A 25,934-nucleotide genomic window follows, 5' to 3' on the forward strand; every position below is an offset into this window, starting at 1 on the left:
TGAAAAGAGCATTTGTGCTAAAGATCTGACTTTAATATTTCATATTTAATTTAAGGGCATAATTTTAGTTGATTTTCTCGAAGAAAAGATCAAACGGTGAAATAATTTAATTTCGCTGACTATTATAAAAATAAAACAGTCAACATTGGAAACATATTTTGACAGCGACGCGTTAAATGATGATTTGAATAATAACATTTATCTGCAGGCGCTAAACTCAGCAAAATCAGGCATTATCATCACTGATAACAGGCAACCTGACAATCCCATCATCTATTGCAACAAAGCCTTTGAAGATATTACAGGCTATTCTCATAACGAAATTATTGGCCACAATTGCCGTTTTCTGCAAGCGCAGGACAGATCACAACCAGAAAGACAGAGAATAAAAGATGCTGTGAAAAATGGAAAAGAATGCAAACTGGAAATCCGAAACTACAGAAAAAATGGAACTCTGTTTTGGAATGAATTAACTATTTCTCCTGTAAAAAATCAGGACAACAATGTCACTCATTTCATCGGCGTTCAGAATGATATTACAGACCGTAAAAAATATGAAACCGAGCTGCGCGAAGAAAAAGCATCTGTAGAGAAGAAAATAGAAGAGCGAACCAGAGAATTGCACGACAACGAAGCTTTTCTTTCAAGTATTATTCAGACTGTACGAGAAAGTCTTTTGGTATTAGATGCCGATTACAAGGTGCTTAGCGCGAATACCCATTTTTTAAATTCATTTAAGGTAACAGCGGAAGATACAGTTGGAAAAATATTATTTGAACTTGGAAATCACCAGTGGGATATTGAGGCACTGAAGGTTTTATTAACCAAAATATTACCAACGAATAATCCGGTGATCGATTTTGAAGTGGAGCACGATTTTCCTTACATTGGAAAGAAAATTATGCTAGTGAATGCATATCGTGTAGAATTTGAAGGCCAATACAAAGACCGCATTTTAATCGCGATTGAAGATATTACCGATAAAAAGGAGATTGACCGCCGCAAAGATGATTTCCTCTCGATTGCCAGCCACGAACTAAAAACACCATTGACGACCATAAAAGGATTTGTCCAGCTTCTGGAAAGAATGGTTCCTGAGAATTCATCGGACAAATTTGTATCAACACTGGGGAAAGTTTCGATGTATGTTGACCGTCTTAACAATTTGATAGGAGAACTTTTAGACACATCCAAAATCCAGTCAGGAAATATTGAAATTCATAAAGAACCCTTTCAGATTGACAGGTTAATTCGCGATACTGTCGAAAATCTCGCAATCGCAACCCCAGAATACAACATCAGCATCAGCAGCGATACAAAAGCAACCATTCTTGGCGATGAACTGCAAATCTCACAGGTCATCAACAATCTGGTTTCCAATGCGATCAAATATTCACCAGGTACTGATAAAATTGATGTTTACTGTAACAGGGTTGGTAGTTTTGTGAAGGTTTCCATTACCGATTATGGTATGGGCATCAGCCAACAGGATCAGACAAAGATTTTTGAAAGATTCTTCAGGGCCCGGGATATTCAGAAAAAATTCCCCGGTATGGGCATTGGCCTTTATATCTGCTATGAAATCATAGCCAACCACAACGGCACACTTTGGGTGGAAAGTGAAATAGGTTCAGGATCTACATTCAATTTCACGCTGCCAATTATGCAAAACTAAAAGATGAATAATAAAAAAATAATGATCTGCGATGATGATCCCGGCATTCTGGAAGTGCTGGAAATGATGCTTGAGATAGAGGGCTACACTGTTTTTACAGAAAGCAACAGCACCAATCTCATTAAAGAGATCAACAATACCCTACCAGATCTGCTATTAATGGATCTGTGGATGCCAGTACTGTCGGGCGACCAATTATTAAGAACCATCAGAGGAACAAAAGAACTGGAACATCTGCCGGTGATCATCCTTTCCGCCAGCGTTGATGGTAATGAAATCGCGAATAATGCAGGCGCCAATGGATTTATTGCCAAACCATTTGATATGGATGATGTTTCGACTAAGATTCAGAATATATTGGTTGGTGTTTAAATTATCAGCGAGTTTGAGTGAGTTGAAAATGATTGAAACAATTAATCGGAAATAAATCGATTATCGGTTTAATATAAATTACCAAACTTTATGTCTGAAATATTTCGATATATCAAAACACGGAGTTTTGGAGTGATGTCTATTTTCATATTTATTTTGATAGAAAAGTTTGATTCTTAGAGTTTTAAAAAATTCCACTACAGCGTCTTCCAGTAGAATTTATGCACAACAGAGTTTAATATTTCTTATCCATTACTTTGTCATTAAAATATTGTATAATACTGAACTACTATGGAGTTCTATTCTTCTAAGATGTAAAAAGTGAGGAGTGGTTGGAAAAAATAATTTTTATAAAATTTAAACATTCTTAAAAAAAAATAAATTATTTTAGCTAAGTCAACTTAGTTGTTGATAAAGCTCAAATGGTGAAATTTAGGATTTTTAAAAACATATATATTGTACTGTTTTCTTTAGTACAAGTCTTTCTGTTTGGCCAATCTCCGACTGTTATCCTTACAGACCAACAAATTGAAAAACCAATCCGCTTACAAAAATCCCACTGGAGGTTCCATCTAGGAGATCAAGTAGAATTTGCGAGTCCAGCATTTTCTGATGAGTCGTGGCAAATTATTTCCAATACCAATTTCGGGAAAGATAAATACCGCGGGGCGCCAATGCCAAAAGGCTGGACGGGAATTGGCTGGTTTAGAATTAAGGTTAAAAAATCAGAAGCCAATTTAACTGATACCTGGGGATTGTCAATCAACCACGATGGTGCATCAGAAGTCTATCTGGACGGGAAGAAAATAATGAACATCGGAAAAGTTGGTTATTCAGAAAAAAGCATGCAGGCGACACGGCAACCATACCTGAGCATTCCACTAGCAATTACAGATACCACTACCCATCTTATCGCAATCAGGTATTGCAATTTTAATGCAGCATTTCCCAACTTTTATGGATTTCAGGCTAGTTTGCAGGATTTTCAAACAATGAATGCGAAGCAAAAAGCAGACAAGTTTGTAATGGATCAACTGCTGATGAGCGTTGCTGCCGCGTGTATTTTAATTATTTTACACCTATTGATCTTTATCTTTTATCCAAAACAAAAGATCAACCTTTACTATGTTCTCTTTGTTGCTTGCGTAGCCATTGGTTTGTATTCACGTTATCAAACCTTTGTTACTACAAGTCCGGCTCAGCAGGCCTTTTATTGTAAGATCTTTATGGGATTTGTTACGCTTCATCTCACGTTTGGATTTTTATTTTTATACTATGCGGCTTTTGGCAAATTACCTATCAAGCGAACCATTGTTATGCTTTTGGCATCAGTACCAATCGCGGTTTATCTTATAATTAATTGGTATGATGCGTGGAATGACAGCAAATTAGGGTGGTTGCAGAATTGGCATCAAAATATATTCTTGCTTGTTTTCTTTACTGATGCGGTATTTTTCTTACTCAAAGCCATCAAAAACGGAAACAAAAAATTGTGGTTGCTTCTTGTCGGGATGTTCATATTTGTAGTAATGGGAACTGTAGGAGGTTCTAACCAGCTTGGATGGTTTACCCTGCAGCAAGTGATGGTTTTGTTTGGTTGGGGCAATCTTTTAATGCCTCTCATGTTTTCGATTTATCTGGCGATAGATATCGCTGCAACCAACAGAAATCTTGCTGTTCAATTGGTAGAAAACAAAAAGCTGTCCGAAGAAAATATAGAGAAGGAACAGGAAAAGATCAGACTGATCTCCGAGCAGGCGGATCATCTGGAAAAAACAGTTTTACAAAGAACGGCGCAAGTTCGGGATCAGGCAGAAAAATTGCAGGAGATGGATGCTGCCAAATCCAGATTTTTTATAAACCTGACGCACGAATTCAAGACACCGCTGACACTGATCATTAATCCTGCGAAAGAACTGCTGCAAAATCCAGACAAGGAAATGGCACAACAGTATGCCAAATATATCCTGAAAAACAGTGAGCGTCTTTTGCAACTCATAAATCAACTTTTGGATCTGAGCCGTCTCGAAAGCGGGCAAATGAAGGTGGATTATCAAAATATCGACATCGTGAAATGGTTGGAATTGCATGTGAAGCAATTTGGTTCTTTAGCCGACCACCATCATCTTGAACTGAAATTTGAAACTGAGCCACAGGAACTTTGGGTACAGACGGATCTTGACAAGCTTGAAAAAATTGTACAGAATTTGGTTTCCAATGCAATAAAATTCAGTGAGAAGGATGGTTCTGTTAAAGTCATATTCCAAAAATTGAATGAAAATTATGTTGGAATTAAAGTCATTGATAAAGGAATTGGTATTAAAAAAGAAAAGCTGCCCTATATTTTTGATCGTTTTTATCAGGTAGATGCTTCAGATTCTCGTGATAGAGAAGGTGCAGGCATCGGATTAGCCTTAGTGAAGGAATTGGTGGAACTGTTAGAAGGAAGCATTGAGGTAAATAGCGAAGAGAATATGGGCTCCACTTTTACTGTAACGCTACCCTATCTCTCTACGGATAAAAATTATGAAGAAACGGTCACATCCTCTTTACCAGAAATATACGACAACGACAGCAGGATCGAATTAATTGCCGATGAAAAAAATGTGCAAGCCAAAGAAACCATTTTAATAGCGGAAGACAATGAGCAACTTCGTGAATTTATAGAAATTACATTAAAGAAAAACTATCAAGTCCTATCAACCAGTAACGGCGAAGAAGGAATACAAATAGCCCAAGATACAATACCCGATCTGGTGATCACCGATCTTATGATGCCCAAAAAAAACGGATATGAACTTTGCGATACCCTCAAAAATGATGAGCGCACAAGTCACATTCCGATTGTTATGCTAACGGCAAAAACCGATCAGGACAGCAAGATCCATGGGATAAAATCCGGTGCAGACGCATATCTTGCAAAACCGTTTGATAAAACAGAATTGATAGCTATCATCGAAAATCTCATTACGACGCGTCAAAAATTAAGATCGAAATTTTCTCAAAATAAAGGTTGGCTAAACGAAATTTCCGAATTACCATCCATTGAACAGTCCTTTCTATCAAAAATAAAAGACATTATTAATGATCGAATTGATGATGTGCAGCTAAGTGCAGAATCTTTGGGAAGCGAGGTTGGCCTTAGCAGAACACAACTCCACCGAAAACTCAAAGCATTGATCAATCAAAGTCCAGGCGAGCTTTTGCGCAGCATTCGTATGCAAAAGGCACACGAACTATTGGAAAGAAAGGCAGGCTCTATTGCAGAAGTAGGTTTTATGGTGGGCTACGGCAATCCTGCAAATTTTTCTACCAGTTTCGCAAAACATTTTGGCTATCCACCAAGTGTTGTTGGCAAAGAGTAGTTCTGGAATATGTTAGAATTGAGCACAAATCCCAAAATTTCTAGATTTTCAAATATCTTTTTGATGTTGCAGCGCTTGATTTGGTGCCTTAAGATTTTTCATTGGCAACAAATTCAAATTAATATGCAACAAAATCAAAACACATCATAATCATTCGTTTAGACGCACATTATCAAAAGCATTTGCAACATTAGCAAATGCTTTTTTTTGTCTCTGGATGTAGCTTTGGACTATCGAAATAAAGAAATATCCAATAACTTTTTAAATCTTACAATTATGAAAACTTTAATTTTTAGCCTTATTGCAACTTGTTTGTTGATGTCTTGTCAGAATAATAATTCCAAAACCGATACTACTGTAATTGGTGATTGGGATGCTCATCTCAGCCATAATGGAAAACCGTATGTTTTGAAAGCGCATTTTGATGCAGACAATCATTATGAAGGATTTACCGACGGAAAATTATTTGTAACTGGTAAATATAAGATCGACGGAGACGTTATGACCATCTCCGATTCCCTTTGTAATGAGCAATACGAAGGGAAATATAAAATCGCATTTTTCGCTAAGGACTCTTTGCGGTTTTCTGTGATTGAGGATACTTGTAAAATGAGAAACCAGGGAATAAACGGACTTGCAGTGAAGAGATTAAAATAAAAAAATTCCTGCTTCACTCATTCTGATAATGCTTCTAATCAATGTCTTACTATGTAGACAAAAACCTGACTAAGTTTAGTTAAGAATTCGAATTCACTTTAGAATTTCTTAACAAAATAATCAATCCGAATAATTAAAAAATACCATTATGAAAACACTTAAAATAATTTTGTTATTACTTCTTATCACTGGATTAATCACTTGCAGAAAGGAAGATGATAACGACAACCTGAAAACATATCCTGAAGAAAATCCTCTTGCGCTTTATCTGGAGAAATCGGGATTTAATCAAAAAACTACCCCATTTATCGATTCCGTCACTTATGAATTGGGTTACAAGTTCAAAGCGAAAGTAAAGGGAAAAATCAACGCAGTTACTTTTAAAATCCCGGACAATGCGGCTAATGTGAGAGTTACGATATGGGACGTTTCCACAAAAGGCATTCTTAGAACTTTTTACATCCCAGTTACTACTGCAAATACAGAAGTGAGGTCAGCGATAGACCCAATGACCGTCAATCCGGACACAGAATATTTAATCACGTACAGCGGAAACGTTTATTATTTCAGACAGAAAACCGATGGGACTAATACAGTTTATCCCATAGATGCTGGAAATATTACAATCACCGGCTACCATTGGCGGAATGGGACAGCACAAATTTTTCCCGAACAAATGGCGGCTTACTACTACACCGGAGATTTGAGCATTGTTTTTCAGCAGGCGGAATAAGCAACAACTTTTCATCATATCGACGGAAGCCTCAAGATTTCCTTTTTGTTGTTTCTTTTTAAAAATAAAAGCATTATGAAAACACTTAAAATAATTTCGTTATTACTGCTGATGATTGGTTTAATGTCTTGCGGAAGAGACAATAACGAACCAGAAGTTGTTGAAGAACCATTTGATATTACGCAATATGTAATCGTATCATTGTCTAAAAAAAACTCTAATATACACTATATCCAAACTTTTGAAAAGGATGCTGAAGGTGTATCTATGGATTATTCAGCCTTCTTAGTGATAAAAAATACATTTACTTTTCAGGATGGCGTTTTAAAAACATTCTCCAATATAACGAGTAATAAAGAATTTAAAATTGAAAACGGATCAATTATTTCAGCTTCAAATTCCGAAGATTATATCAACAAGTTGGTTAAAATCCCCTCAACAAATCAGCTAAATGGTAACACCTATTCTGGTAGTTGGAGGAAAGACGGAAGCAATCTTTTACTATATTCCAAATTAAAATTTACAAATACTCATTTTTCTGAGGGTTCGCTTAATCTGCCTGAACCAAATACCTCCTATGAAATAATAAAAAACATTGGTGCTCTTTCAGTTACGGCTGGAAAGCGTACACTATGGGTGTTAGTAGATGGAAAACTGGAGGGTTCCAGACTTTTTTCAGGAGTATCTGCAGGCACTTTTACCAAACAATAAAATACAATCCTTATGAAAACGAACTTTTTTTTCAATGGATATTTTGGGAGCATACTACGAATCAGTTTACTTCTAATCATAAATATCAGTCAAGTTTTGCAAGCACAAGACCTTACAACCCCAGAAGTTGTAGGACAGCCTTCCGGAAGAAGAATGACGACTCCAATGCCATTCGATATCAAAGGAATAGCATTTTCGGAAATACGCAATAGTGTATGGTCACCTCAGTCGGAGATTGTGAGTGAATTTCAAGTAACCTATTACAGAGAAGGTGACCCGACACAATACGTAAATAAAAGCATCACAAAAGTGAATCTTGCCCTCTACGGAAATTGGCAATTTAAGAACCTCTATGTAGAACCTTTGCCTTACCATAAACCCAATGTAAAGCTTGTTAAAGGAAAAACAGAATATTCATTATTTATCTATCAACTCTACCAAGGCAGAAAATCTGCACTGTGGAATGCGGCTATAGACATAGACGATTACAAAAGTTGGAAAACACCTAAGGATATTACAAGTGGTCCAATCATCGTACATCCGAAGGACAAAGTCATTCTCAATCCTCAACCCATTCCACCGAAAACGCCAGCTAAAAAAAAGATAATCATTAAGTAATCTTAAAAAATTTCATTATGAAAACAAATATTTTCAATCTATCCAAAGCATTACTTTCATTAATTCTTATAATTATATTTAGTGTAAATGTTAATGCCCAATTGGGTGATAAACTAAAAAGAAAACCGAAACCGAGCGGTCAGGCAATAGAATACAAACCTGCTATTACCTTTCCAACGGCTGGTTCTGTAATCGACGGACCGTTTGTAATAATGGGAAAGGCAGAACCCAATTCTTACATCAATCTGAGGGTTTCTCCTATCTATAATTTTCCTGCAAATCCATCAGGCAAACCCACCTTACGGATAAGCACAAAAGAGCACGATCCACAGGATTTCAGCATCAAAGCAGATGAAAAAGGCATTTGGCAGAGCCCGGCAATCCAGGTTTTGTTTGACCCGAAAGCTATTAATACCAAAATATTTGCCTTTGTTTCTCAAAAATCAGGGTCAAAATATTATGAAAGTAAAAATATCGAATACAAAACTTCCCCAAAATTATTTCTTAAAACCGTCCCGGTGAAGATTCCCGCAAAAAAAGACGATACGAATGAATCCTCAGGACAACCACAAAAAGATGAACCTCTTATCAAAGGCGGTGTTATTTCCAATTTCAAAATCATTTCACCCTTTGATAACAAAAACGTGGGCAATGATGGGTTTTACATTAGCGGAGAAGCTCCAGAAGGCGCGCTGGTACGAGTGGAAGTTCGATTTTCCGGTTACAAATCCAAATCGGAAATAAAAATTGGCAATATAGGTCCAATATTTCCAATCCCGACGATTGATAAAAATACCACCACAGTCAACAATGCGCTGTGGGGAACTTACAATGTACGTTACAATTCCTTAATGAAAATGTGGATCACAGACGAAATCAAGCTGATTAAAAAATCAAATGACTATTCCTACTGGGCAAATACGTACACTATAACTGCTAGTCTAATCAATGAAAAAGGGCAACCGGTGCACTTTAAAACCATCCAAGTTTCCCGAATGAAAACCAAAGCCATCTAATGAAAAAGCTAATATTAATTAACCTGATATTCTTCCTGATTGCCAATTTTTATCAAGCGCAGGAACTTCCAGATTGTTTAAAAGAAATTGAAAAAGAAAATGTGGGTAGCCTCAGCAAGATAAAATTTGAAAGAGTGATTGCGCTGAGCGGAAACAGAACGGTCTATGAATTTTCTATAAAAAGCGATAGACGCTGTATGGATTGTTATAATGGTCGAATCTTCTATGACGGCCATTGTAAACAAGTCGCACGATTTGGAATTGGAAGAGGAGTAGACAAATTTGTAGCGGATGGCTATACCGCAGGCGATTTCGGAATGCCTAAACAACCAAATAGAAAACTGGAGAATATAGAAAATACATTGTTTTATATTTCTAAAAACGAAGCGAAGGAATTGAAGGGTTTTGAATATGATGACCAGATTGAAATTTCTCCAGAAGAAGGATTAAAACATTTTCGTAAAGGAAAATTGATCAACACCTATAAAATCATTCCCAGAAAATTTTCATCCACAGAAATGAATGCTCCCCGTATTTACTATTTGCCCTCATTGCAGTTGTATTTTAAAGTTGTGGAACGTGTATTTTATGTCACCAAAACAACATTTCAGGACGATGTTTCCACCAATAAAATAGCGGACAATGATTGGGTGAAAGCTTTTCATCTCATAAAACAAAAATTAAAATGATTATGAAGAATATCATCATCTTATGTGGCGCTTTTTTATTCCTCATTACGAGTAACGAAGTCAAAAGCCAAAGCAAGAAACAGAAAGAAGTCACGATTGCATACCCTAAAAACAATCAAAAAGTCCGGGGTGCACACAAAATATATGGAGGTTCCGAACCCAACGCCGTGATAAAGCTAACCATCATTAGTACTTATTACAAAACCAACAATAATAATGGAACTAAAATTACCAAAGGCGAAGGGCCGTTAAAAAGACTCAACCGTACTTATTCTTTAAAGTCCGATCGCTACGGCATCTGGAAGATTGAAAATATTGATCTTACCAATGTAGGCTTTGAAGAAAGCTTCGTCATAAAAGCCAGCGATGGTAAGACAGAAAAAACCATTACGGTGTACGACAGGACCCGACCTGTTTTAATTGATTAATTACAAACTATAGAAAATGAAAAGACGTAATTTTTTAACAACTTCTCTGCTTGCACTTCCGATATTGTCGTTTGCTAAATGGACAGATTTTGCCTTAAGAAAAAAAATGGGAAAATCACTATTTGTACGGGCTTCTGAAAGCCGTTACTTCGGGAAAGACACAAAATCGGAAGCCAATTTCGGACGTTGTATCATCTCTTCAAAAGACACGGAAAATCAACTATATATTGGTGCGGATGTAGAAAGATCTAACCTGGAAAAAGGAGGCCCCGGTTTGCATATCCATCATCAGGATGACGAGATTTTTTACGTGATTTCCGGAGCATTTTTGTTTCAGATTAATGAAGAAATTTTTATGGGCAAAAAGGGAGATACTGTATTTGTACCAAGAGGTACGGCACATACCTATTCCAATCCTTATGACAATAATCCCGGTGAACTTCTGATCATCCATCAACCAATTTCGCCGAGTTTGGAAAAATTTTATCAGGTATTTTCAAAAATCGGATATATGAATGATGATATGCTTCGGGAAAACTTTGAACCGGAAGTTTTGACAGATTTAATGAAAAATAACGCTTTTGTAGGTCCTCCTATCGACATAGATGCTGCCCTCAAAAAACTAAAACCATAGTGATGGAAAGAATAATCACTATTTAATTTATCCTATTTCGGATAATTAGGAATATCCAAATATAAAACAGTAAAAATTGACCATTAATTTTTAAGACTATGAAAACATTAAGAATAATAACGCTTTTAGTAATAGCATTGAATATAACAGCCTGCCGAAAAGATGACTATATTGAAACTAAGGAAATAATAACCGATGTATATGTTGCTGGTTATGAAGTAAGAAATGGTAACGCAGTGGCAACACTCTGGAAAAACGGCATTGCCACCCATCTTTCTACCACAGATAAAATGACCAGTGCAAATTCAGTTTATGTATCCGGTAGCGATGTGTATGTTGTGGGCTATGAAAGTATCAACGGTGCAACTAAAGCAAGATTATGGAAAAACGGAGTTGCATCAGACCTTTCTAATGGCAGCAATAACCAATCTATCGCTACATCTGTCGCAGTTAATGGTAACAAAGTATATGTTGCTGGATACGAATCTCCTGCTTTTGGAGGTCCTACAAGAGCCATAATTTGGGAAAATGGTTTGGCAGTAAGTCTTACCAATGGCGTGTACAGTGCGAGAGCAAATTCGGTTTTCATCTCCGGAAACGATTTTTATGCAGGGGGTTTTGAATCAAATGGCAATATTTCTGTCGCCAAAATTTGGAAGAACGGAAATTCTACCTCACTCTCGGCCGGGATCAAAAATGCAGGCATCAATGCTGTATATGTAAGTGGTAGCGATGTTTATGCAACTGGTACCGAAAATATTGGCACCCAAACCGTGGCAAGAATATGGAAAAACGGAGTTGCAACTACACTGCCAAGCACGGCAGGCAATTACTATGGCAGAGCGATTTTTGTTGCAGGAAGCGATGTTTATGCAGCCGGGTACGATATTAAAAATGGCGTGGTAAAGCCCGCATTCTGGAAAAATAATACTGCAGTCACCATCTCGTCCGACAACAATCAGGGAGAAGTAACTTCTATGTTCGTAATAGGTACTGATGTCTACTTATGCGGCTATGAAAGCAATAATACTACTATTGCAAAAGTTTGGAAAAACGGGCAAGCGCAAAATCTCACAGACGGTTCTGATACCGCAGTTGCAAGTGGGATTTTTGTGACACAAACCCAAAAATAAGCAGAATTGATCTCATAAATCAGAATATATAACTCACAAAAACATCAACGTTATGAAAATATTAAAATTAATTTCTTTTTTAATACTCATTTTAAGCTTACCAGCTTGTAACAGAGAAAATAATGAACCTGAAACTATCAATACCAATGTCTCTGCAGAAGATCTGCTGGGGCATCAAATGTATTGGGCACTCCAATTTGACGGAGGAGGAGATCCATACCTGCGTTTTATGTATTTTGAGAAGGCAGGAAATACCATTAATGCGACGATAGATGGTGTTAACAACCGAAGAATCGTACAAAATGTGAAAGTAGAAAATAACATCCTTTCAATAGACCTCAACAATAATGGATCGGTAATGTACACCTTCGAACTGGAGAAAAACAATGATGGTACTGTACTGGTGAAATCTGCCAAATATTACGACATCAACCATCCCAATGATAAGTTAGGAGATGGTGCTGGCATCTTGCCTTTATCTAAATTTTCTTCGGTAAAGGGAACTACTTATAAAGAGGTTAACGGCTCAACAATCATTCGCTTTAATGCCGATAATACTTTTTTATCAGGACAACATCCTAACAGTACCGGAAGCTACTATGAATTTGGCATTGGAGGTTTTAAAGCAAGCATTGACAACGAAACCTACTTTGGTTTTAAAATGACAGACGGAGAAAATATATTTATAGTTTTACAATATACAGGGGATTACGAAATATACAGCTACCAAAATTACTAAAGCTTAATTTGTGGATCAAATCCATCTCTTGTATATGTATTTGATTATTAACCATTTAACACATTAATGATTCTAGCCGTAAATTCTGGAGGATCTGATGATGAACAATGCATTTTTAAGACCACCAATTGATGTAAACTGGGATGAAAAAATTAAAATCAAAAACTGAAAACTAACAACTATGAAAATCAATCCTGCATCCAGAATATTTGTGATGAAGTGGTAAAATCTGTTACTTTCTTTTATTTTTTGAACACAAACGACAGAGATTTAACCACAAAATAATTTATGATTTCTGTGAAATTTGGCTCTTAGTTACTTACAGTGACAATAACAATTTTATAATTAATAACAGAGCAACAATGGACTATAATCTTATCAGAGAAATCATTGATTTATTAACAGATTTTGAAAAATCCTGCAATGAAGGAAATAAATATCCAATCACAAAAGAAGGTTTTATTGCATGGATTTCGGAAAATTACATTTATACATTTGAAACAAAAAAAGGCGAAGAACAGATAAAGTAATTCTTTTTCGAATCCAGGGAGAAATTGTCGAAAAACATATCTAAAACTTCACTGCAAAACGTTAAAATCAGATTTCGCATCAAATAATCTGAACACAAAAAAAAGAGATTAGCATACAAATGATCGATAGCATTAGATGAAATTTGCATTTACATCAAACAACAATTATGAATTGGTTTTTAGTAACAGCGATTTCAATATGTATCATCTTACTAATTTTTCTAGGATATAGAATAACCGGGATTGGAAATTATTCGTGGATCATTTCCGGGATCAGCATTGGTCTGATTTTATTATATCCGCTCGTCTGGTACGGTGTTTTACCAGAAAAGATTGACAGAACTGTCAGATTCATCGTCCATATTGATATGGGAATGCTCAGTTTATTGCTTGCTTTTATAATAATCAGAGACTTGCTGTTCTTTCCTGTTTCTTATTTTAAGCCATCCTGGTCAGATTTTGCTATTTCGAACTATGGAACGTATATTCTGATTTTTTCATCTGCCTTCCTGTTACTCATCGGTTTTTTACGTGCAAGTAAAGGTCCTGAGTTGGTTGATATACAAGTGCCTGTAAAAGATCTTCTGGGTGAACTTCATAATTTCTCAATATTACAGATCAGTGATCTTCACGCAGGCGCAGGGATTGACAAGCAATATGTTGATCGTGTTGTCGAAAAAGCGCTCTACTTAAATGCAGACATCATTGTTCTCACAGGAGACATCGCGGATGGCAGTTTTGAAAAATATCAGCACAATCTGCAGTCATTGTCAAAGTTAACCGAAAGATTTCAGGTTTTCTATGTTACAGGAAATCACGAGTACTTACGGGACAGTGACCTTTGGATTTGCTATTTTAAAAGCATTGGTATCAAAGTTTTGATGAACGAAAATACAACCATAAATTTTAAAGGAAAATCTATTCTCATTGCCGGAATTATAGATCCTGCTGCGAAAGAGTTAAAACCCAGTTCAGGACCTGACATTCAAAAATCGTTAGCAGGAAATTATAAGGCAGATTTTAAGATATTGCTTGCACACCAACCCAATATTGCGAAAGAAGCTTCAACACACTTTGACCTGCAATTATCCGGGCACACTCATGCCGGACAGTTTTTTCCGTGGAATATTTTTATAAGCCTAACTCAACCTTTCGCAAAAGGCTTGAAAAAATGTGATAAGATGTGGGTATATACTAATTCGGGAACGGGTTATTGGGGACCACCTTTCAGATTGGGAACAACATCAGAAATTACACTTCTTCATTTGATACAACAGTAATTTTTTGCTTCAAAATCGAACCTAATCAATTAAACTTAATTTAAATACTCAATTATGATCTTAAATCAACTTTCTAATGTCAACTGGCTTGCAATTCTGGTAGCGTTTTTTGTATTCTTTATGCTAGGATATGTATGGTATCAACTTCTGTTTGTCAAAGCTTACAAAGTCGCTTTGGGGAAAGAGAACGAGGAGCTGCCGAAAAAATCTCTGTATATCATTGGTCCTGCTGTCTGCTGTATAATGTACATTGTAACAAGTGCAATTTTAATATATGCTCTGAACATAACAAGCTTATTGACTGCTTTGGAGTTCGCTTTAATTGTCGGAATTGGTTATTTAGTGACAAACACGACCAATATTGCCATAAATCCCAATATCCCAAAACCATTTTTATACAGTTTAATAAGTGGTGGTTATTTTTTGTTAAGCATCATACTTGTCAGCTTTATATTGGTTCTAATGAAATAAATAATGAAATCAGAAATCGACATCTATCATCCGGAAACGCTTAATGACTGGAGGAAATGGCTGTCTGAAAACAGCAGTATGAAGCATGCGGTTTGGGTTGTATTTTATAAAAAAGGTTGTGATATTCCCAGTATTTCATGGAGTGATGCTGTAGATGAAGCTTTATGTTTTGGCTGGATTGACAGCAAGAAAATTAAAATAGATGACCAGAAATCTCATCACTATTTCAGTAAAAGAAAAGCAAACGGTACGTGGTCTAAAATTAATAAAGATAAGATTGAAAAACTAATGTTGGAAAACAGAATGACTTCGCAAGGACTAGAATCTGTACAGGAGGCCAAAAAAAACGGATCATGGAATCTGCTTGATGATGTTGAAGCCTTAATTATTCCAACGGATTTACAAATAGCTTTCGAAAAAGAGCCTCAGGCCTTTGAATTTTACAGTGCACTGAGTAAAACGCCTAAAAAAAATATTCTGCTTTGGATGGTAATGGCAAAACTTTCTGAAACGAGAATCAAAAGAATCGACGCCATCATAGAATGTGCGCTTCTTAACAAAAAACCGCCTCACACCTAAACCATAGTAATCATCAATGCCCATATTAGAACACAAAGTCAAGAGATTAGAACACTACCGTGCATATTGTATTGATCAACTTTGTAATATTAAAATGTATGTATTATGAAAAAAGTAAAATTAGGATCGCAAGGTCTGGAAGTTTCACAGGTTGGCTTAGGATGTATGGGCATGACAAAATTTGCAGGTCATGATGTTTATAAAACAGCAGACGAAAAAGAAGCTTTGTTAACCATCGAGCGATCATTAGAATTAGGAGGTAATTTTCTGGACACTGCAGATCAATACGGACCTTGGGAAAATGAACGTTTTATTGCCAAAGCAATTCACGGCAAGCGGGATAAATACATCATTGCAACAAAGTTCGGACATGAAATTGATGACAATGGTGAATTGACATGGGGTATCAATGCAACGCCACAATATGTAAAAAAAGCTGCTGAACGTTCTTTGAGAAATTTAAAAACCGACTGCATCGATCTGTACTACCTTCACAGATTGGATCCTAATGTTCCCATTGAAGAAACTATTGGTGCAATGGCAGATCTGGTACAGGAAGGTAAGGTGAAATATTTGGGACTTTCAGAAGTTTCAGTCAGCACCATTAAAAAAGCTCATGCAGTACATCCGATATCTGCGCTTCAAAGCGAATTTTCACTTTTTGAAAGATCAGTTGAGAACACCGGAATCTTGAAAGCCGTCAATGACATGGGGATTGGTTTTGTATCTTATTCACCATTGGGACGGGGATTTCTTACAGGTGACATTAAAAGTGCAGAAGATCTGTCTGAAGGTGACTGGAGATTAAATATTCCCCGTTTTCAGGGCGAATATTTGCAAAAGAACATTGAACTGGTTAATGAGATCGGAAGGTTGGCATCCAAAAAGGAAGTCACAACTGCGCAAATCGCATTGGCGTGGGTAATCTCCAAAGGGATTATTCCTATTCCGGGAACGTCTAAGAGAACGAATCTGGAAAAAAATTATGCTTCGGCCGACATTCAGTTAAGTGATTCCGAAATAAAAAGACTCGAAGAAATCATTCCTCCGGGAACAGACACTGGTGCACGATACGATGAGCACGGAATGGAAAGTATTGATCAATAAAAATTTATTAATTTTGGGAGGCGGAATTTTCTGCCTCCTTTTCTTCAATTGCAATTTATGAAAGGTAAAAATGCCCCACAACATGTAAATTCTGTCAGTCAGGTACATCGCATTCTGGAAATACCATCTCCCAAACATCCTTTGGTCAGCGTAATTGACCTGAGTACTTTAACTCACTCAAATCAAGCTGTGCCCGGTAGTTTTGTCAATGAATTCTACTCTATTTTTATCAAAAAAGATTTTGAAGGAAAGATGAGATATGGACAACAGTTTTATGACTTTGATAACGGCGTTATGATTTTCTGCAGTCCGGGACAGTTGATTTCTGTGGAAGATACAGGAAATAACAAACCTAAGGGTTGGTGGCTACTTTTCCATCCGGATTTTTTACAGACTTATCCCTTAGCTTCTAAAATTCTGGAATATGGATTTTTAAAATACGAAATGAATGAGGCACTGCACTTATCAGAAGATGAAGAAATGATGATTGCAGGAATTATAAAAAATATTCAGAACGAATATATGTCATCGATTGATAATTTCAGTCAGGATGTCATTGTCTCACATATTGAACTGCTTCTCAATTATGTTAATAGGTATTATAACCGACAATTTATCACCAGAAAATTATCGAACAACGATTTGCTGGTCAAACTAGAAAAATTACTTGATCAGTATTTCGCAGAGGATCTCCCACAAATGCAGGGGCTGCCTACTGTTGCCTATGTGTCGTCAAAATTAAATGTCTCAGCAAACTATTTAAGCGATCTGCTCAGAGTTACGACAGGACAAACTACCCAATTTTACATTCACGAAAAAATAATACAGAGAGCTAAAAATATTCTTTTGAATACGAATCTCACAGCCACAGAAATCGCCTATCATCTGGGATTCGACTATCCACAGTCATTCAGTAAATTATTTAAATCTAAAACAAACCTTTCACCAATCGAGTTCAGAAAGTCATTTAATTGATATCACTGAATGCTCCTAAATTCTTTACTATAATGTTATGGTTTTAAATCTGGCTTCAAGTAAGATTTTAAATTTCTATAAACAAATGATAATCAACTAAAAGAAATAAAAGCAAATTTATTTCCCGATACAAAACTTATGAATTCCCTGATTAAAGCAGAAAGCAAAGTTTGAGGGACAAGCGAGGGACATAGGGTATCAAACCCATAATAACTTCCTCAAAGCTAATCAAATATGACTAAATAACGAAAAATTAAGTTTTTTTAGTTATTTTACGGCATCTTGTTAGGTTGCTATTCTTGTAAATATCTATTGAAAAATATTTTATAATTATAGTGAAAAAATATTTCTTTACGAACTCAGTACTATTTAAAACCCTCTATTTATATAGCTAAAATTTGATCATTGCTTACTCCATCAAAATCGATTATCATTATTCGCAGATTCTTAAACCTCTAAAAAACCCTCTTAATTAAAATAATCAATATCTATAGAAAACAGCTCTAAAGGTATTACCAACCAAAAATTAAAAAAGCTGTTCCACAAATTATATTAAATAGTGAAACAGCAATTAAGAAAATAATAATGTGATTTGATTTTATTCTAACATGTACGGTACTATATTATTTACGAAAGATGTACCGTTTGTATTGATGAGTGCAAACCAACCTCTGTCATCCCAAACACTGTATGACATAGATTGAGCCAGCGTTGTTCTTGCCATTGTACGGTAATAATTTCTGACAAGATCGGTATTTCTCTCCGCAGAATTGCTACTTCTTCCTACTCCAAATTCGCCGTAATGAACAGGAACATTCAATTTTATCGAATGTGCTTTCACATTTTGAATGCCCGTCTCAAAACTGGCAGTTCCAGGAAAAGCAGCATTACTTCCGGTCTCTCCGCAGAATGCCCAAGGAGAATAAGTGTGAACCTGTATGGATAAATAATCATCGTTGCCGCCACCCGGCAAAGACGATTTAGTTGGATAGACGTTACTGATATATAGCGCATTTCCTTGACCGTTGGTGCCTACCATAATTAATCTTTTTTCATTATTGCCACGCGTTGCACGTATGGCGTCATATCCGATCTGATTAACTTTTCGAGTATATTGTAAAGCCAAAGCATCTGTGGGTTCGGGAAACGGGCCATTTCCGTCTACTTCTCCCAAATTACCTTCCGGCTCATTCAGAACTTCAAAAATCAATTTTTGGGGATAATCTTTAAAATATGTAGCAATACCTGTCCACAAAGTCCGAAACTTACTATCATACAACTCGGATCCATCATAATGATCCTTAAGCCAAGACTCGTGATGGGTATTTAGTATAACATATAAATCCTGAGACAGTGCATAATCTATAACTGCCTTTAGCTCCAGAAATCTTGGATGATTGACATTGATATTGCCATTACTATCTGCAAGAGTAGATGCAAATCTATCCATCCAGGTTGTTGGTATTCTTATATGCTTCATTCCTGCATTCTTGTACAGATCGATAACCGGTTTGACCGCTGCCAGGTTGGTCGGATGGATACCGTTATCAAAGGTATTACCCAAATTAAAACCTGGTCCCATATCCGCAATTATCTTTTTAGCAGAAAATGGATCCGGATTTTCTACTTGGCCTGTTTCCCCATTAACAAACTCTACTTTGTCCTCGTGTGTACAAGAGACTAAAAAGAAAAGCATGCTTAATCTTAGTACTCTAAATATTTTTTTCATATAGAATGAGGTTTTATTTATTATTTAATGATTTACTTTTATAATAATTCTGAAGCGTATAAAAAGCTTTCTTTTTAACTCCAGTTTCCGAAATAAGACCTTTTCTGTTCCAAAAATTCTGATAAATTGGATTTTGACGTCTAGGTGATTTGAAATCGACGAGGATCCAGGGGGTCATTCCCCGCAGTCCATCTATTTTTTCAAGCATCTCCAATTGTTTTTCATAGAACAACTGCTGGTGCTCCTCACTCCAGACGGTGTCCTCATCTGCGTGATATCCAGCTAATGCATCGGCTCCAAATTCAGAGATCACCACTGGTTTGTTGAATTTTATCTCCCATTTATATTTTGGCAATTCTTTTGGCTCAGACCAGTACCAGCCTCCATATTCATTAAAACTGGCAAGGTCAAGTTTTTCACCTAAAGGATCTTCGACCGTTACGTCATAGCCATTACGTTCAATTTCCAGTGCGGCTGCAACAAGTCTTGTGTCGTCTAAGCTGCGAACTTTGTCAATTAATTTTCCTATAAAAACATTACGTTCCTTACTGATAGGCGTCTCATTCCCTACTGACCAAATAATCACTGAAGCTCTGTTTTTATCTCTTTCGATTCCTACGGTCAACTGATCTTCTGCGTTTTTGTAAGTATCAGCATTGCTCCATGAGATAGTCCAGTAAACAGGAACCTCTGCCCAAACCAATAATCCAATCTCATCTGCAAGACGCAGCATCGTTTCGTTGTGTGTGTAATGTGCCAAGCGGATATAATTGCAACCCAACTGCTTCGCCCATCCAAGTATCATCCGCATATCACCTTCCGACCGCAAACGTCCTCCGACCAAAGGATTTTCGTCATGCACAGAAATACCTTTCAAAAACAGAGATTGATTATTCAGCAAAATATCTTTTCCAACAGTTTTGATTGTTCTAAAACCAATTTTATCATTAATTTTATCTGATTTTGAACTGATCTTGACATCGTATAGCTTAGGATTTTCCGGCGACCAATAAGCAATATCTTTTGCAGGAATTATAATTTTCGCATAACCATCTGCATCAGTTTCAATGGTGGTTTTTATCTTCAGTTCAGCAATTTCTATGATCAGTTTCTCTTTGCCTGTATTGCCACTTAATTTTACAAAACCTTCTAATGTAGTAGCATCATTTTTAGCCAACTGCACTTTATAATCTTCTATGTATGATTTTGGTGTGTTTATTAATAAAACATCACGTGTGATTCCGCCATAGTTCCACCAATCTGTATTAATAGTTGGCACCTCATCTTTTTTGCGCACATTATCGACCATCACCACTACATAGTTATTGCCCTTTTTTAGTTTCGATGTCACATCAAATTGAAATGGCGTAAATCCGCCTTTGTGTGTGCCCACCTTTTCGCCATTCAGATAAACGTGACTTTCATAATTCACCGCTGCGAAATACAAATAGTAATTCTTGTTGGCTTGCGGATCTGCAACAAAATCTCTTTTGTACCAAACAGTACCTTCATAAAACAGAAGTCTTTGATCTTGAGAGTTCCAATCACCAGGAACTTGTAAAGAAGGCTCAAAATCAAAATTATATTCAACTCTTGTTTTTTTGTCCGGGGATGTAATATTGTCATAAAAGCCTCCCTTTCCAGATTTACTTTGATCGAAAGGTTTTTGTCTATAATCCAAGTAGCCCATTTGGTACGGATCTATTATATACTTCCAAGAACCATTCAGGTTGATATGATCTCTGGCAAAAGCGTGTTGAATCGTTTTTTGTCCCATAATCGATATGCAAAATGAATTTAACATAAAGACTATCAACAGCAACGGGGTAATATTTTTTTTAAACATAAAATTTAGATTAATGATTGATTCAAATATTAAGTTATGATCCTAATATCCGATATTAAATTGTGAAGCTGCAGCACCCATAATGTCGATCTGACTTTGGGGAACCGGGCAATTGACATACTGCGCTCTCCAAGGGGTAAGACTATTAATGGCATCGGAGGCTTCTGAGCTTGTGTTGTCGCCATTTCTGTAATGCAGAGTAATTCTTTCACCCAGAATGCCTAATCTCTTCAGCAAAAACCAACGTTCATTTTCAAAGGCCAATTCCCTTGCTGATTCTTCCAGATAAGTTTCCTGCGTCCAGCTTGTAAAATCAAATGACGATACTGCATTAGGATTCAGCCCATACCCTCTTCTGCGAACTTTATTGATGTACGATAAAGCCAAGGCATCATTTCCAAGATTATGATGCGCTTCCGACGCAAGAAGCAAGGTTTCCGCATATCGGTAATACATATAATTTTTAAAACTGTTTTCTGTCCCAACCAGCTTTGTTTGGAAATCTGCATATTTTTTAAGGCTCCAGTGGTATCTTCTGTAATTATCTTCCGGCTGCGTAATAGGCTGTCCAAAGCGTGGGTGAGCAGGATTATTAACAATGTAAGCCGTATAATTATCCGGCCAGTAATAAGTTGAAAACCTCTTGTCATTGGTCTTGTCATAAAGGGATTTTAAATAATTATTAGGGTAAAACCACCCTAACGATTGCCCACCGTAATTAACATCTAAAACCATCTCATTTCCTGCACTGGCCGATGCTCCCGATGCTTTTTCATAAATTCTTTGGGTAAAAACACTTCCCAGCCAAAATCCACCACCACCTGCAAGATCATCACCTTGTCCGAGGCTTTGGTTGCGCTGGTATACAAACAGTGATTCTTTATGGTTGACATCAGCTCCGAAAACCTGATTAATATCTACCAAATCGTGGGTGGGGTTGACAATAATTGCATCAAATTCTTCTGCAGCTTTCTGCCAGTCTTTGCGCCACATCGCCGCTTTACCACGCAGATGTCTCGCAACTCCTTGACCGTATCTGCCTGTTGGCACCTGCCAATCCAAGTTTGCAACAGCATAATCCAGATCTTGATTGATGACCCCGAAAATCTCTTCTTCTGTAGCTGCTTTGTAAATTACTGCATCATCTATATTTTGTGCATTGGTTGCCACAGTATCTAATAATATATGACCATACATTCTTATCAGATCCAGATAAAGTTCACCTCTGATCACGCGTGCCTGTGCTACCAATTTCCTTTTAGCATTATTATCCATAGAAACTGTACGTGCACTGCTGATAATTGCCGAAGCTCTGTCTATAATTTTATAAGCATTGACCCATTTGTCCTTTGGAAAATTTTGTGGTGTGTGAGTGGTAGCTCCATAGGGCGTAAACCAAGTTCTGTGAAGGCCAAGATCTGTAGCGGCCATAAAAAACACATTTGCCTGTAGATTGCTATTATCTCCAGCAGGCGCATTATACTGTCGCATCCTGTTGTATAAAGCATTGACGCCCACATCAAGACCTTCCGGTGTTGTATAGATATAATCTACAGATACCTGATCTATGATCTGCTCTTCCAAAAAATCGTCACAGGAGATGCAAATTGCTGCCAGAGATATGATTGAAATGAATAAACATTGTAATTTTTTCATGGTGTAATGACTTAAAATTTAAATATTATTTTTTTTTAAAATCCGAATTTAATTCCCGCAACAATGGTTCTCGCTTCCGGATATTCGTTTGGATTTTTTTCCGGGCTGTAAGACTGATAATCTGTAATGGTAAATAGATTGCTACCGGTCAAAAAGATCCTGAGGTTGGTAAGACCGATCTTCGCCACTGTGTCAGGTTTGAATGAATAACCGCAAGTGATATTTTGCAGTCTGAAGTAAGAAGCATCCTGAAGCCCCATATTGAAAATATTGGACGGGTCATTCCCCTCATTTGGTCTTGGATAGTTTCCACCAGGATTTTCCGGCGTCCAATAATCTTGCTTTATACCATTTTTTATTCCTCTCAAGGATCCGCCTTCCAGATAGCTGTATAGAAAAGGATTATTTTTCACAACACCTTGCACAGTGTAAAAATCTGCATTGATGTCAAATCCTTTATACTCGAATCCAACTGATAAGGTACCATACCAGTCCGGCATCTGTGATGTGATCACGCGATCTTTATCATTTATGATCCCATCGCCGTTTACATCTCTTAGCTTGATGTCACCTGGCAAAGCAAGAGGCTGCGCAGAGTTCACAATATCTTCACCCTGTTGAAAAATACCTATGACATCGTACTGGTAGTACACATTGATCGGCTTACCAATGAAACGTCTGTTGAGAATATCATCATCTTCCCTACCATCACCGTCTGCATCTCTGCCATACAAGCTGATGATCTTATTTTTGTTTTTCGTATAAGCTAAACCGATTTTAAATTTAAAATCTGAAGTTTTGATCACATCCGCATTCAATGATACTTCAAGACCTTTGTTCTCTACTTCGCCAAGGTTGTTCCACCTGTTGCTGTATCCGGATGAAAGATCTAACTGCTCCTGAACAAGTAGGTCTTTTGTTCTTGTGTTGTAATACTCAACCGTTGCCGTGATCCTGTCTCTGAAAAAACCAAAATCCAATGCGGAGTTGAATGTTGTAGAAGTTTCCCATTTCAAATTGGGATTGGGCAAAGTTGGCCCAGGGATATATCCGGAGACCTGATTACCACCTATGACATAATTGCTCTGGTCTGCTGTACTCTGACTCAATCCAGGCGAGATGGCTTCATTGCCCACACTTCCGTAGCTGAATCTAAGTTTTAAATTATTGAGGAAATTTAAATTTTCCATAAAATTTTCCCTGTGAATATTCCATCCAATATTGGCTGACGGAAAAGAGGCCCATTTGTTATTTTTACCAAATACTGTGGAGCCATCAATTCTTCCTGCAATTGTTACATAATATTTGTTATCATAATCATACTCCAGGCGTCCGACAGCAGATACAATTCCTCTGTTATATTCTGTAATGGTTGGTGTATTGAGTAATGCAGATTGCAATCCATTGATTCCTAAGATATCATTCGGGATGTTTTTAGAAGCATTCTCAAAATCATTTCGGTTAGTTTTGGAAATACTCTGGACAACGGTAGCAGCGAAATGGTTTTTTTCTGCCAATTTGAAATTGTAGGTAAAGATATTTTCCAACTGCCATTCTACCTCATCCTGGAATTGAATACTGCCGCTCCCTTGGTTGTTATTGGCAATCCCAGCAACGGACTGCGTCGTATTATATGATTTTCTCTTGTAATTCCAGGATCTTCTGCTGGCATTCATTCTATATTTAAAACCCCTAAAAGGTGTAAAGTCTACAAAGAGGTTGAGAATGTCATTTCTGTTCTGTACAAAATTGGTCGTCTGGTATAGATCGATGAGTGGATTTTTATTTTCGGCAAAACCTCCGGGCAATAGTCTGAGTGAACCATCATCGTTATAAACGCGTCCAAGAGGCGATGTCGTAATAGAACTTAAAATGACGCCTTCATTATTTGGATTATTGGTCTCTGAAAATTGAAAGGAAGTGTTCAAGCCCACTTTCAGGGTGTTGCTGATTTTTTGATCAGCATTCAATCTGATTCCTGTTTTGTTAAAATCGGAATTGGGAATCACACCTTTGGTTCCAATGTAATTCACACTGCTGAATATACTGAATTTGTCACTGCCTGATGAAAAATTGATCGCGTGGTTTTGTGTTTCACCTGTTCTGAGCATAAGTTTTTCCCAGTCAATATATTTCCCGGTCTGTACACTTTCCAATTCTAATGCAGAAAAAATCTCACTGTCTGGCCTGTATACGCCTGCGTTGTTGGTTCTGAAAGCCTCTCTCTTTAATTGGGCAAATTCCTCACCACTGTAGATATCAAAATTTCTGTTGATTGTTTGAAAGCCCGAAAATCCATTATAAGTCACTTTGGCTTTACCAGTTTTTCCTCTTTTTGTGGTAATAAGTATGACACCATTCGATGCTCTCGCACCATAGATGGATTGTGCAGCGGCATCTTTTAAAACCTCCAAAGATTCTATATCATTTGCATTGACATCATTGATGCTCCCAACCCTTACTCCATCAGCAATGACGATTGGATTATTTCCTCCAGAGATCGATCGCTGACCACGGATCTGAATATTTGATGAGCTGCCAGGTGCACCATTGGCAAGTGTCACCTGCACTCCTGCAGCCTTTCCACGTAACATTTCACCGACGTCCGATGTAGCTACTTTTGTAAGATCCTCCGCATTGACTTTGACCACAGAACTGATGACATCACTTTTCTTTTTTGCGCCGTACCCAATGATCACGACCTGCTCTATTTCTTTGGAGGCTCCAACCAAAGTGTCTTTATCAGATTTTGGAGTGGTCTGAGCCTGAACAGCTACGTGCCCTGAGAGTAGAAATGCAACTGCTATGAGTCCTATTTTTTTGCCATTGTAGTGTTTGGAAGGAATAGTATTCTTGTCGAATTTTTTCATATTCTTTAGTTTAATAGCTTTGTTTTTTACAAATATGTCTGATAATCATATTTATTTGGGTGTATAAATATGCTTTTTGCGGGGTCATAATGTATGAATCAACACAACGTGCTGAAAAACA

Annotated in this window: 23 protein-coding genes; 19 read left to right on the plus strand and 4 right to left on the minus strand. The window is 37.0% G+C overall.

Annotated elements, in window-relative coordinates; all coding sequences use genetic code 11:
- The first annotated feature begins 145 nt into the window (after nucleotides 1-145).
- The 19 genes from LUD75_RS07040 (at nucleotide 146) to LUD75_RS07130 (ending at nucleotide 17,712) form a co-directional block, all read left to right on the plus strand.
- Nucleotides 146-1,675, plus strand: coding sequence for a PAS domain-containing sensor histidine kinase (locus tag LUD75_RS07040; protein ID WP_232704975.1), 1,530 nt, complete (start codon nucleotides 146-148; stop codon nucleotides 1,673-1,675).
- Nucleotides 1,676-1,678: 3 nt separating this feature from the next.
- On the plus strand, nucleotides 1,679-2,047 hold the full coding sequence (locus LUD75_RS07045) for a response regulator (protein WP_232704976.1): 369 nt from the start codon (nucleotides 1,679-1,681) through the stop codon (nucleotides 2,045-2,047).
- A 422-nt stretch (nucleotides 2,048-2,469) separates the two neighbouring features.
- Entirely contained in the window at nucleotides 2,470-5,412 is a 2,943-nt protein-coding gene (locus LUD75_RS07050) for an ATP-binding protein (RefSeq protein WP_232704977.1), read from the plus strand.
- Nucleotides 5,413-5,688: 276 nt separating this feature from the next.
- Nucleotides 5,689-6,069: a hypothetical protein gene (locus LUD75_RS07055; RefSeq protein ID WP_232704978.1), complete on the plus strand. Its 381-nt coding sequence runs from the start codon at nucleotides 5,689-5,691 to the stop codon at nucleotides 6,067-6,069.
- A gap of 148 nt (nucleotides 6,070-6,217) precedes the next feature.
- The gene (locus tag LUD75_RS07060; protein WP_232704979.1) at nucleotides 6,218-6,802 is read left to right on the plus strand and encodes a DUF4082 domain-containing protein; all 585 of its coding nucleotides are present in this window, start codon (nucleotides 6,218-6,220) and stop codon (nucleotides 6,800-6,802) included.
- A 75-nt stretch (nucleotides 6,803-6,877) separates the two neighbouring features.
- Nucleotides 6,878-7,513: a hypothetical protein gene (locus LUD75_RS07065; RefSeq protein WP_232704980.1), complete on the plus strand. Its 636-nt coding sequence runs from the start codon at nucleotides 6,878-6,880 to the stop codon at nucleotides 7,511-7,513.
- 12 nt (nucleotides 7,514-7,525) lie between these two features.
- On the plus strand, nucleotides 7,526-8,131 hold the full coding sequence (locus LUD75_RS07070; RefSeq protein WP_232704981.1) for a hypothetical protein: 606 nt from the start codon (nucleotides 7,526-7,528) through the stop codon (nucleotides 8,129-8,131).
- Between the two features lie 17 nt (nucleotides 8,132-8,148).
- On the plus strand, nucleotides 8,149-9,147 hold the full coding sequence (locus LUD75_RS07075; protein ID WP_232704982.1) for a hypothetical protein: 999 nt from the start codon (nucleotides 8,149-8,151) through the stop codon (nucleotides 9,145-9,147).
- The gene (locus LUD75_RS07080) at nucleotides 9,147-9,836 is read left to right on the plus strand and encodes a hypothetical protein (protein WP_232704983.1); all 690 of its coding nucleotides are present in this window, start codon (nucleotides 9,147-9,149) and stop codon (nucleotides 9,834-9,836) included. The genes LUD75_RS07075 and LUD75_RS07080 overlap by 1 nt, the downstream gene beginning before the upstream one ends.
- A 2-nt stretch (nucleotides 9,837-9,838) precedes the next feature.
- Nucleotides 9,839-10,264 carry a hypothetical protein gene (locus tag LUD75_RS07085; protein ID WP_232704984.1) on the plus strand — a complete coding sequence of 142 codons (426 nt, stop codon included), beginning with the start codon at nucleotides 9,839-9,841 and terminating at the stop codon, nucleotides 10,262-10,264.
- Between the two features lie 16 nt (nucleotides 10,265-10,280).
- Complete coding sequence (locus LUD75_RS07090) at nucleotides 10,281-10,898, plus strand: cupin domain-containing protein (RefSeq protein WP_232704985.1); 618 nt, start codon at nucleotides 10,281-10,283, stop codon at nucleotides 10,896-10,898.
- A gap of 98 nt (nucleotides 10,899-10,996) precedes the next feature.
- Nucleotides 10,997-12,031 (plus strand): hypothetical protein, encoded by a 1,035-nt coding sequence (locus LUD75_RS07095; protein WP_232704986.1) that lies wholly within the window; start codon nucleotides 10,997-10,999, stop codon nucleotides 12,029-12,031.
- Nucleotides 12,032-12,083: 52 nt separating this feature from the next.
- Nucleotides 12,084-12,770, plus strand: coding sequence for a hypothetical protein (locus tag LUD75_RS07100; protein WP_232704987.1), 687 nt, complete (start codon nucleotides 12,084-12,086; stop codon nucleotides 12,768-12,770).
- 362 nt (nucleotides 12,771-13,132) lie between these two features.
- Complete coding sequence (locus LUD75_RS07105) at nucleotides 13,133-13,300, plus strand: hypothetical protein (RefSeq protein ID WP_232704988.1); 168 nt, start codon at nucleotides 13,133-13,135, stop codon at nucleotides 13,298-13,300.
- 167 nt (nucleotides 13,301-13,467) lie between these two features.
- Nucleotides 13,468-14,580, plus strand: coding sequence for a metallophosphoesterase (locus tag LUD75_RS07110; protein ID WP_232704989.1), 1,113 nt, complete (start codon nucleotides 13,468-13,470; stop codon nucleotides 14,578-14,580).
- A gap of 54 nt (nucleotides 14,581-14,634) precedes the next feature.
- Nucleotides 14,635-15,051 carry a DUF1761 domain-containing protein gene (locus tag LUD75_RS07115; protein ID WP_232704990.1) on the plus strand — a complete coding sequence of 139 codons (417 nt, stop codon included), beginning with the start codon at nucleotides 14,635-14,637 and terminating at the stop codon, nucleotides 15,049-15,051.
- Between the two features lie 3 nt (nucleotides 15,052-15,054).
- A complete protein-coding gene (locus tag LUD75_RS07120; RefSeq protein ID WP_232704991.1) occupies nucleotides 15,055-15,630 on the plus strand; it encodes a YdeI/OmpD-associated family protein in 576 nt (191 codons plus the stop codon).
- A gap of 105 nt (nucleotides 15,631-15,735) precedes the next feature.
- Nucleotides 15,736-16,737 (plus strand): aldo/keto reductase, encoded by a 1,002-nt coding sequence (locus LUD75_RS07125; protein ID WP_232704992.1) that lies wholly within the window; start codon nucleotides 15,736-15,738, stop codon nucleotides 16,735-16,737.
- Nucleotides 16,738-16,794: 57 nt separating this feature from the next.
- Complete coding sequence (locus LUD75_RS07130; RefSeq protein WP_232704993.1) at nucleotides 16,795-17,712, plus strand: helix-turn-helix domain-containing protein; 918 nt, start codon at nucleotides 16,795-16,797, stop codon at nucleotides 17,710-17,712.
- Nucleotides 17,713-18,310: 598 nt separating this feature from the next.
- On the opposite strand, the gene LUD75_RS07135 is transcribed toward LUD75_RS07130, so the two are convergent.
- The 4 genes from LUD75_RS07135 to LUD75_RS07150 all read right to left on the minus strand — a co-directional run bounded on the left by LUD75_RS07135 (nucleotide 18,311) and on the right by LUD75_RS07150 (nucleotide 25,813).
- Complete coding sequence (locus tag LUD75_RS07135; protein WP_232704994.1) at nucleotides 18,311-19,441, minus strand: glycoside hydrolase family 5 protein; 1,131 nt, start codon at nucleotides 19,439-19,441, stop codon at nucleotides 18,311-18,313.
- Between the two features lie 13 nt (nucleotides 19,442-19,454).
- On the minus strand, nucleotides 19,455-21,218 hold the full coding sequence (locus LUD75_RS07140) for a glycoside hydrolase family 2 TIM barrel-domain containing protein (protein WP_232704995.1): 1,764 nt from the start codon (nucleotides 21,216-21,218) through the stop codon (nucleotides 19,455-19,457).
- Between the two features lie 111 nt (nucleotides 21,219-21,329).
- A complete protein-coding gene (locus LUD75_RS07145) occupies nucleotides 21,330-22,943 on the minus strand; it encodes a RagB/SusD family nutrient uptake outer membrane protein (RefSeq protein WP_232704996.1) in 1,614 nt (537 codons plus the stop codon).
- A 35-nt stretch (nucleotides 22,944-22,978) separates the two neighbouring features.
- Nucleotides 22,979-25,813, minus strand: a complete 2,835-nt coding sequence (locus LUD75_RS07150; RefSeq protein ID WP_232704997.1) for a SusC/RagA family TonB-linked outer membrane protein — start codon at nucleotides 25,811-25,813, stop codon at nucleotides 22,979-22,981.
- Nucleotides 25,814-25,934 lie beyond the last annotated feature (121 nt).

The sequence above is a fragment of the Epilithonimonas sp. JDS genome, from assembly GCF_021261315.1.
GTDB lineage: Bacteria > Bacteroidota > Bacteroidia > Flavobacteriales > Weeksellaceae > Epilithonimonas.

What these genes read in the sequence shown, in the direction of transcription:
- LUD75_RS07045 (WP_232704976.1), top strand. Translation starts at nt 1,679, where the DNA reads ATGAATAATAAAAAAATAATGATCTGCGATGATGATCCCGGCATTCTG.
- LUD75_RS07050 (WP_232704977.1), top strand. Translation starts at nt 2,470, where the DNA reads ATGGTGAAATTTAGGATTTTTAAAAACATATATATTGTACTGTTTTCT.
- LUD75_RS07055 (WP_232704978.1), top strand. Translation starts at nt 5,689, where the DNA reads ATGAAAACTTTAATTTTTAGCCTTATTGCAACTTGTTTGTTGATGTCT.
- LUD75_RS07060 (WP_232704979.1), top strand. Translation starts at nt 6,218, where the DNA reads ATGAAAACACTTAAAATAATTTTGTTATTACTTCTTATCACTGGATTA.
- LUD75_RS07065 (WP_232704980.1), top strand. Translation starts at nt 6,878, where the DNA reads ATGAAAACACTTAAAATAATTTCGTTATTACTGCTGATGATTGGTTTA.
- LUD75_RS07070 (WP_232704981.1), top strand. Translation starts at nt 7,526, where the DNA reads ATGAAAACGAACTTTTTTTTCAATGGATATTTTGGGAGCATACTACGA.
- LUD75_RS07075 (WP_232704982.1), top strand. Translation starts at nt 8,149, where the DNA reads ATGAAAACAAATATTTTCAATCTATCCAAAGCATTACTTTCATTAATT.
- LUD75_RS07080 (WP_232704983.1), top strand. Translation starts at nt 9,147, where the DNA reads ATGAAAAAGCTAATATTAATTAACCTGATATTCTTCCTGATTGCCAAT.
- LUD75_RS07085 (WP_232704984.1), top strand. Translation starts at nt 9,839, where the DNA reads ATGAAGAATATCATCATCTTATGTGGCGCTTTTTTATTCCTCATTACG.
- LUD75_RS07090 (WP_232704985.1), top strand. Translation starts at nt 10,281, where the DNA reads ATGAAAAGACGTAATTTTTTAACAACTTCTCTGCTTGCACTTCCGATA.
- LUD75_RS07095 (WP_232704986.1), top strand. Translation starts at nt 10,997, where the DNA reads ATGAAAACATTAAGAATAATAACGCTTTTAGTAATAGCATTGAATATA.
- LUD75_RS07100 (WP_232704987.1), top strand. Translation starts at nt 12,084, where the DNA reads ATGAAAATATTAAAATTAATTTCTTTTTTAATACTCATTTTAAGCTTA.
- LUD75_RS07105 (WP_232704988.1), top strand. Translation starts at nt 13,133, where the DNA reads ATGGACTATAATCTTATCAGAGAAATCATTGATTTATTAACAGATTTT.
- LUD75_RS07110 (WP_232704989.1), top strand. Translation starts at nt 13,468, where the DNA reads ATGAATTGGTTTTTAGTAACAGCGATTTCAATATGTATCATCTTACTA.
- LUD75_RS07115 (WP_232704990.1), top strand. Translation starts at nt 14,635, where the DNA reads ATGATCTTAAATCAACTTTCTAATGTCAACTGGCTTGCAATTCTGGTA.
- LUD75_RS07120 (WP_232704991.1), top strand. Translation starts at nt 15,055, where the DNA reads ATGAAATCAGAAATCGACATCTATCATCCGGAAACGCTTAATGACTGG.
- LUD75_RS07125 (WP_232704992.1), top strand. Translation starts at nt 15,736, where the DNA reads ATGAAAAAAGTAAAATTAGGATCGCAAGGTCTGGAAGTTTCACAGGTT.
- LUD75_RS07130 (WP_232704993.1), top strand. Translation starts at nt 16,795, where the DNA reads ATGAAAGGTAAAAATGCCCCACAACATGTAAATTCTGTCAGTCAGGTA.
- LUD75_RS07135 (WP_232704994.1), bottom strand. Translation starts at nt 19,441, where the DNA reads ATGAAAAAAATATTTAGAGTACTAAGATTAAGCATGCTTTTCTTTTTA.
- LUD75_RS07140 (WP_232704995.1), bottom strand. Translation starts at nt 21,218, where the DNA reads ATGGGACAAAAAACGATTCAACACGCTTTTGCCAGAGATCATATCAAC.
- LUD75_RS07145 (WP_232704996.1), bottom strand. Translation starts at nt 22,943, where the DNA reads ATGAAAAAATTACAATGTTTATTCATTTCAATCATATCTCTGGCAGCA.
- LUD75_RS07150 (WP_232704997.1), bottom strand. Translation starts at nt 25,813, where the DNA reads ATGAAAAAATTCGACAAGAATACTATTCCTTCCAAACACTACAATGGC.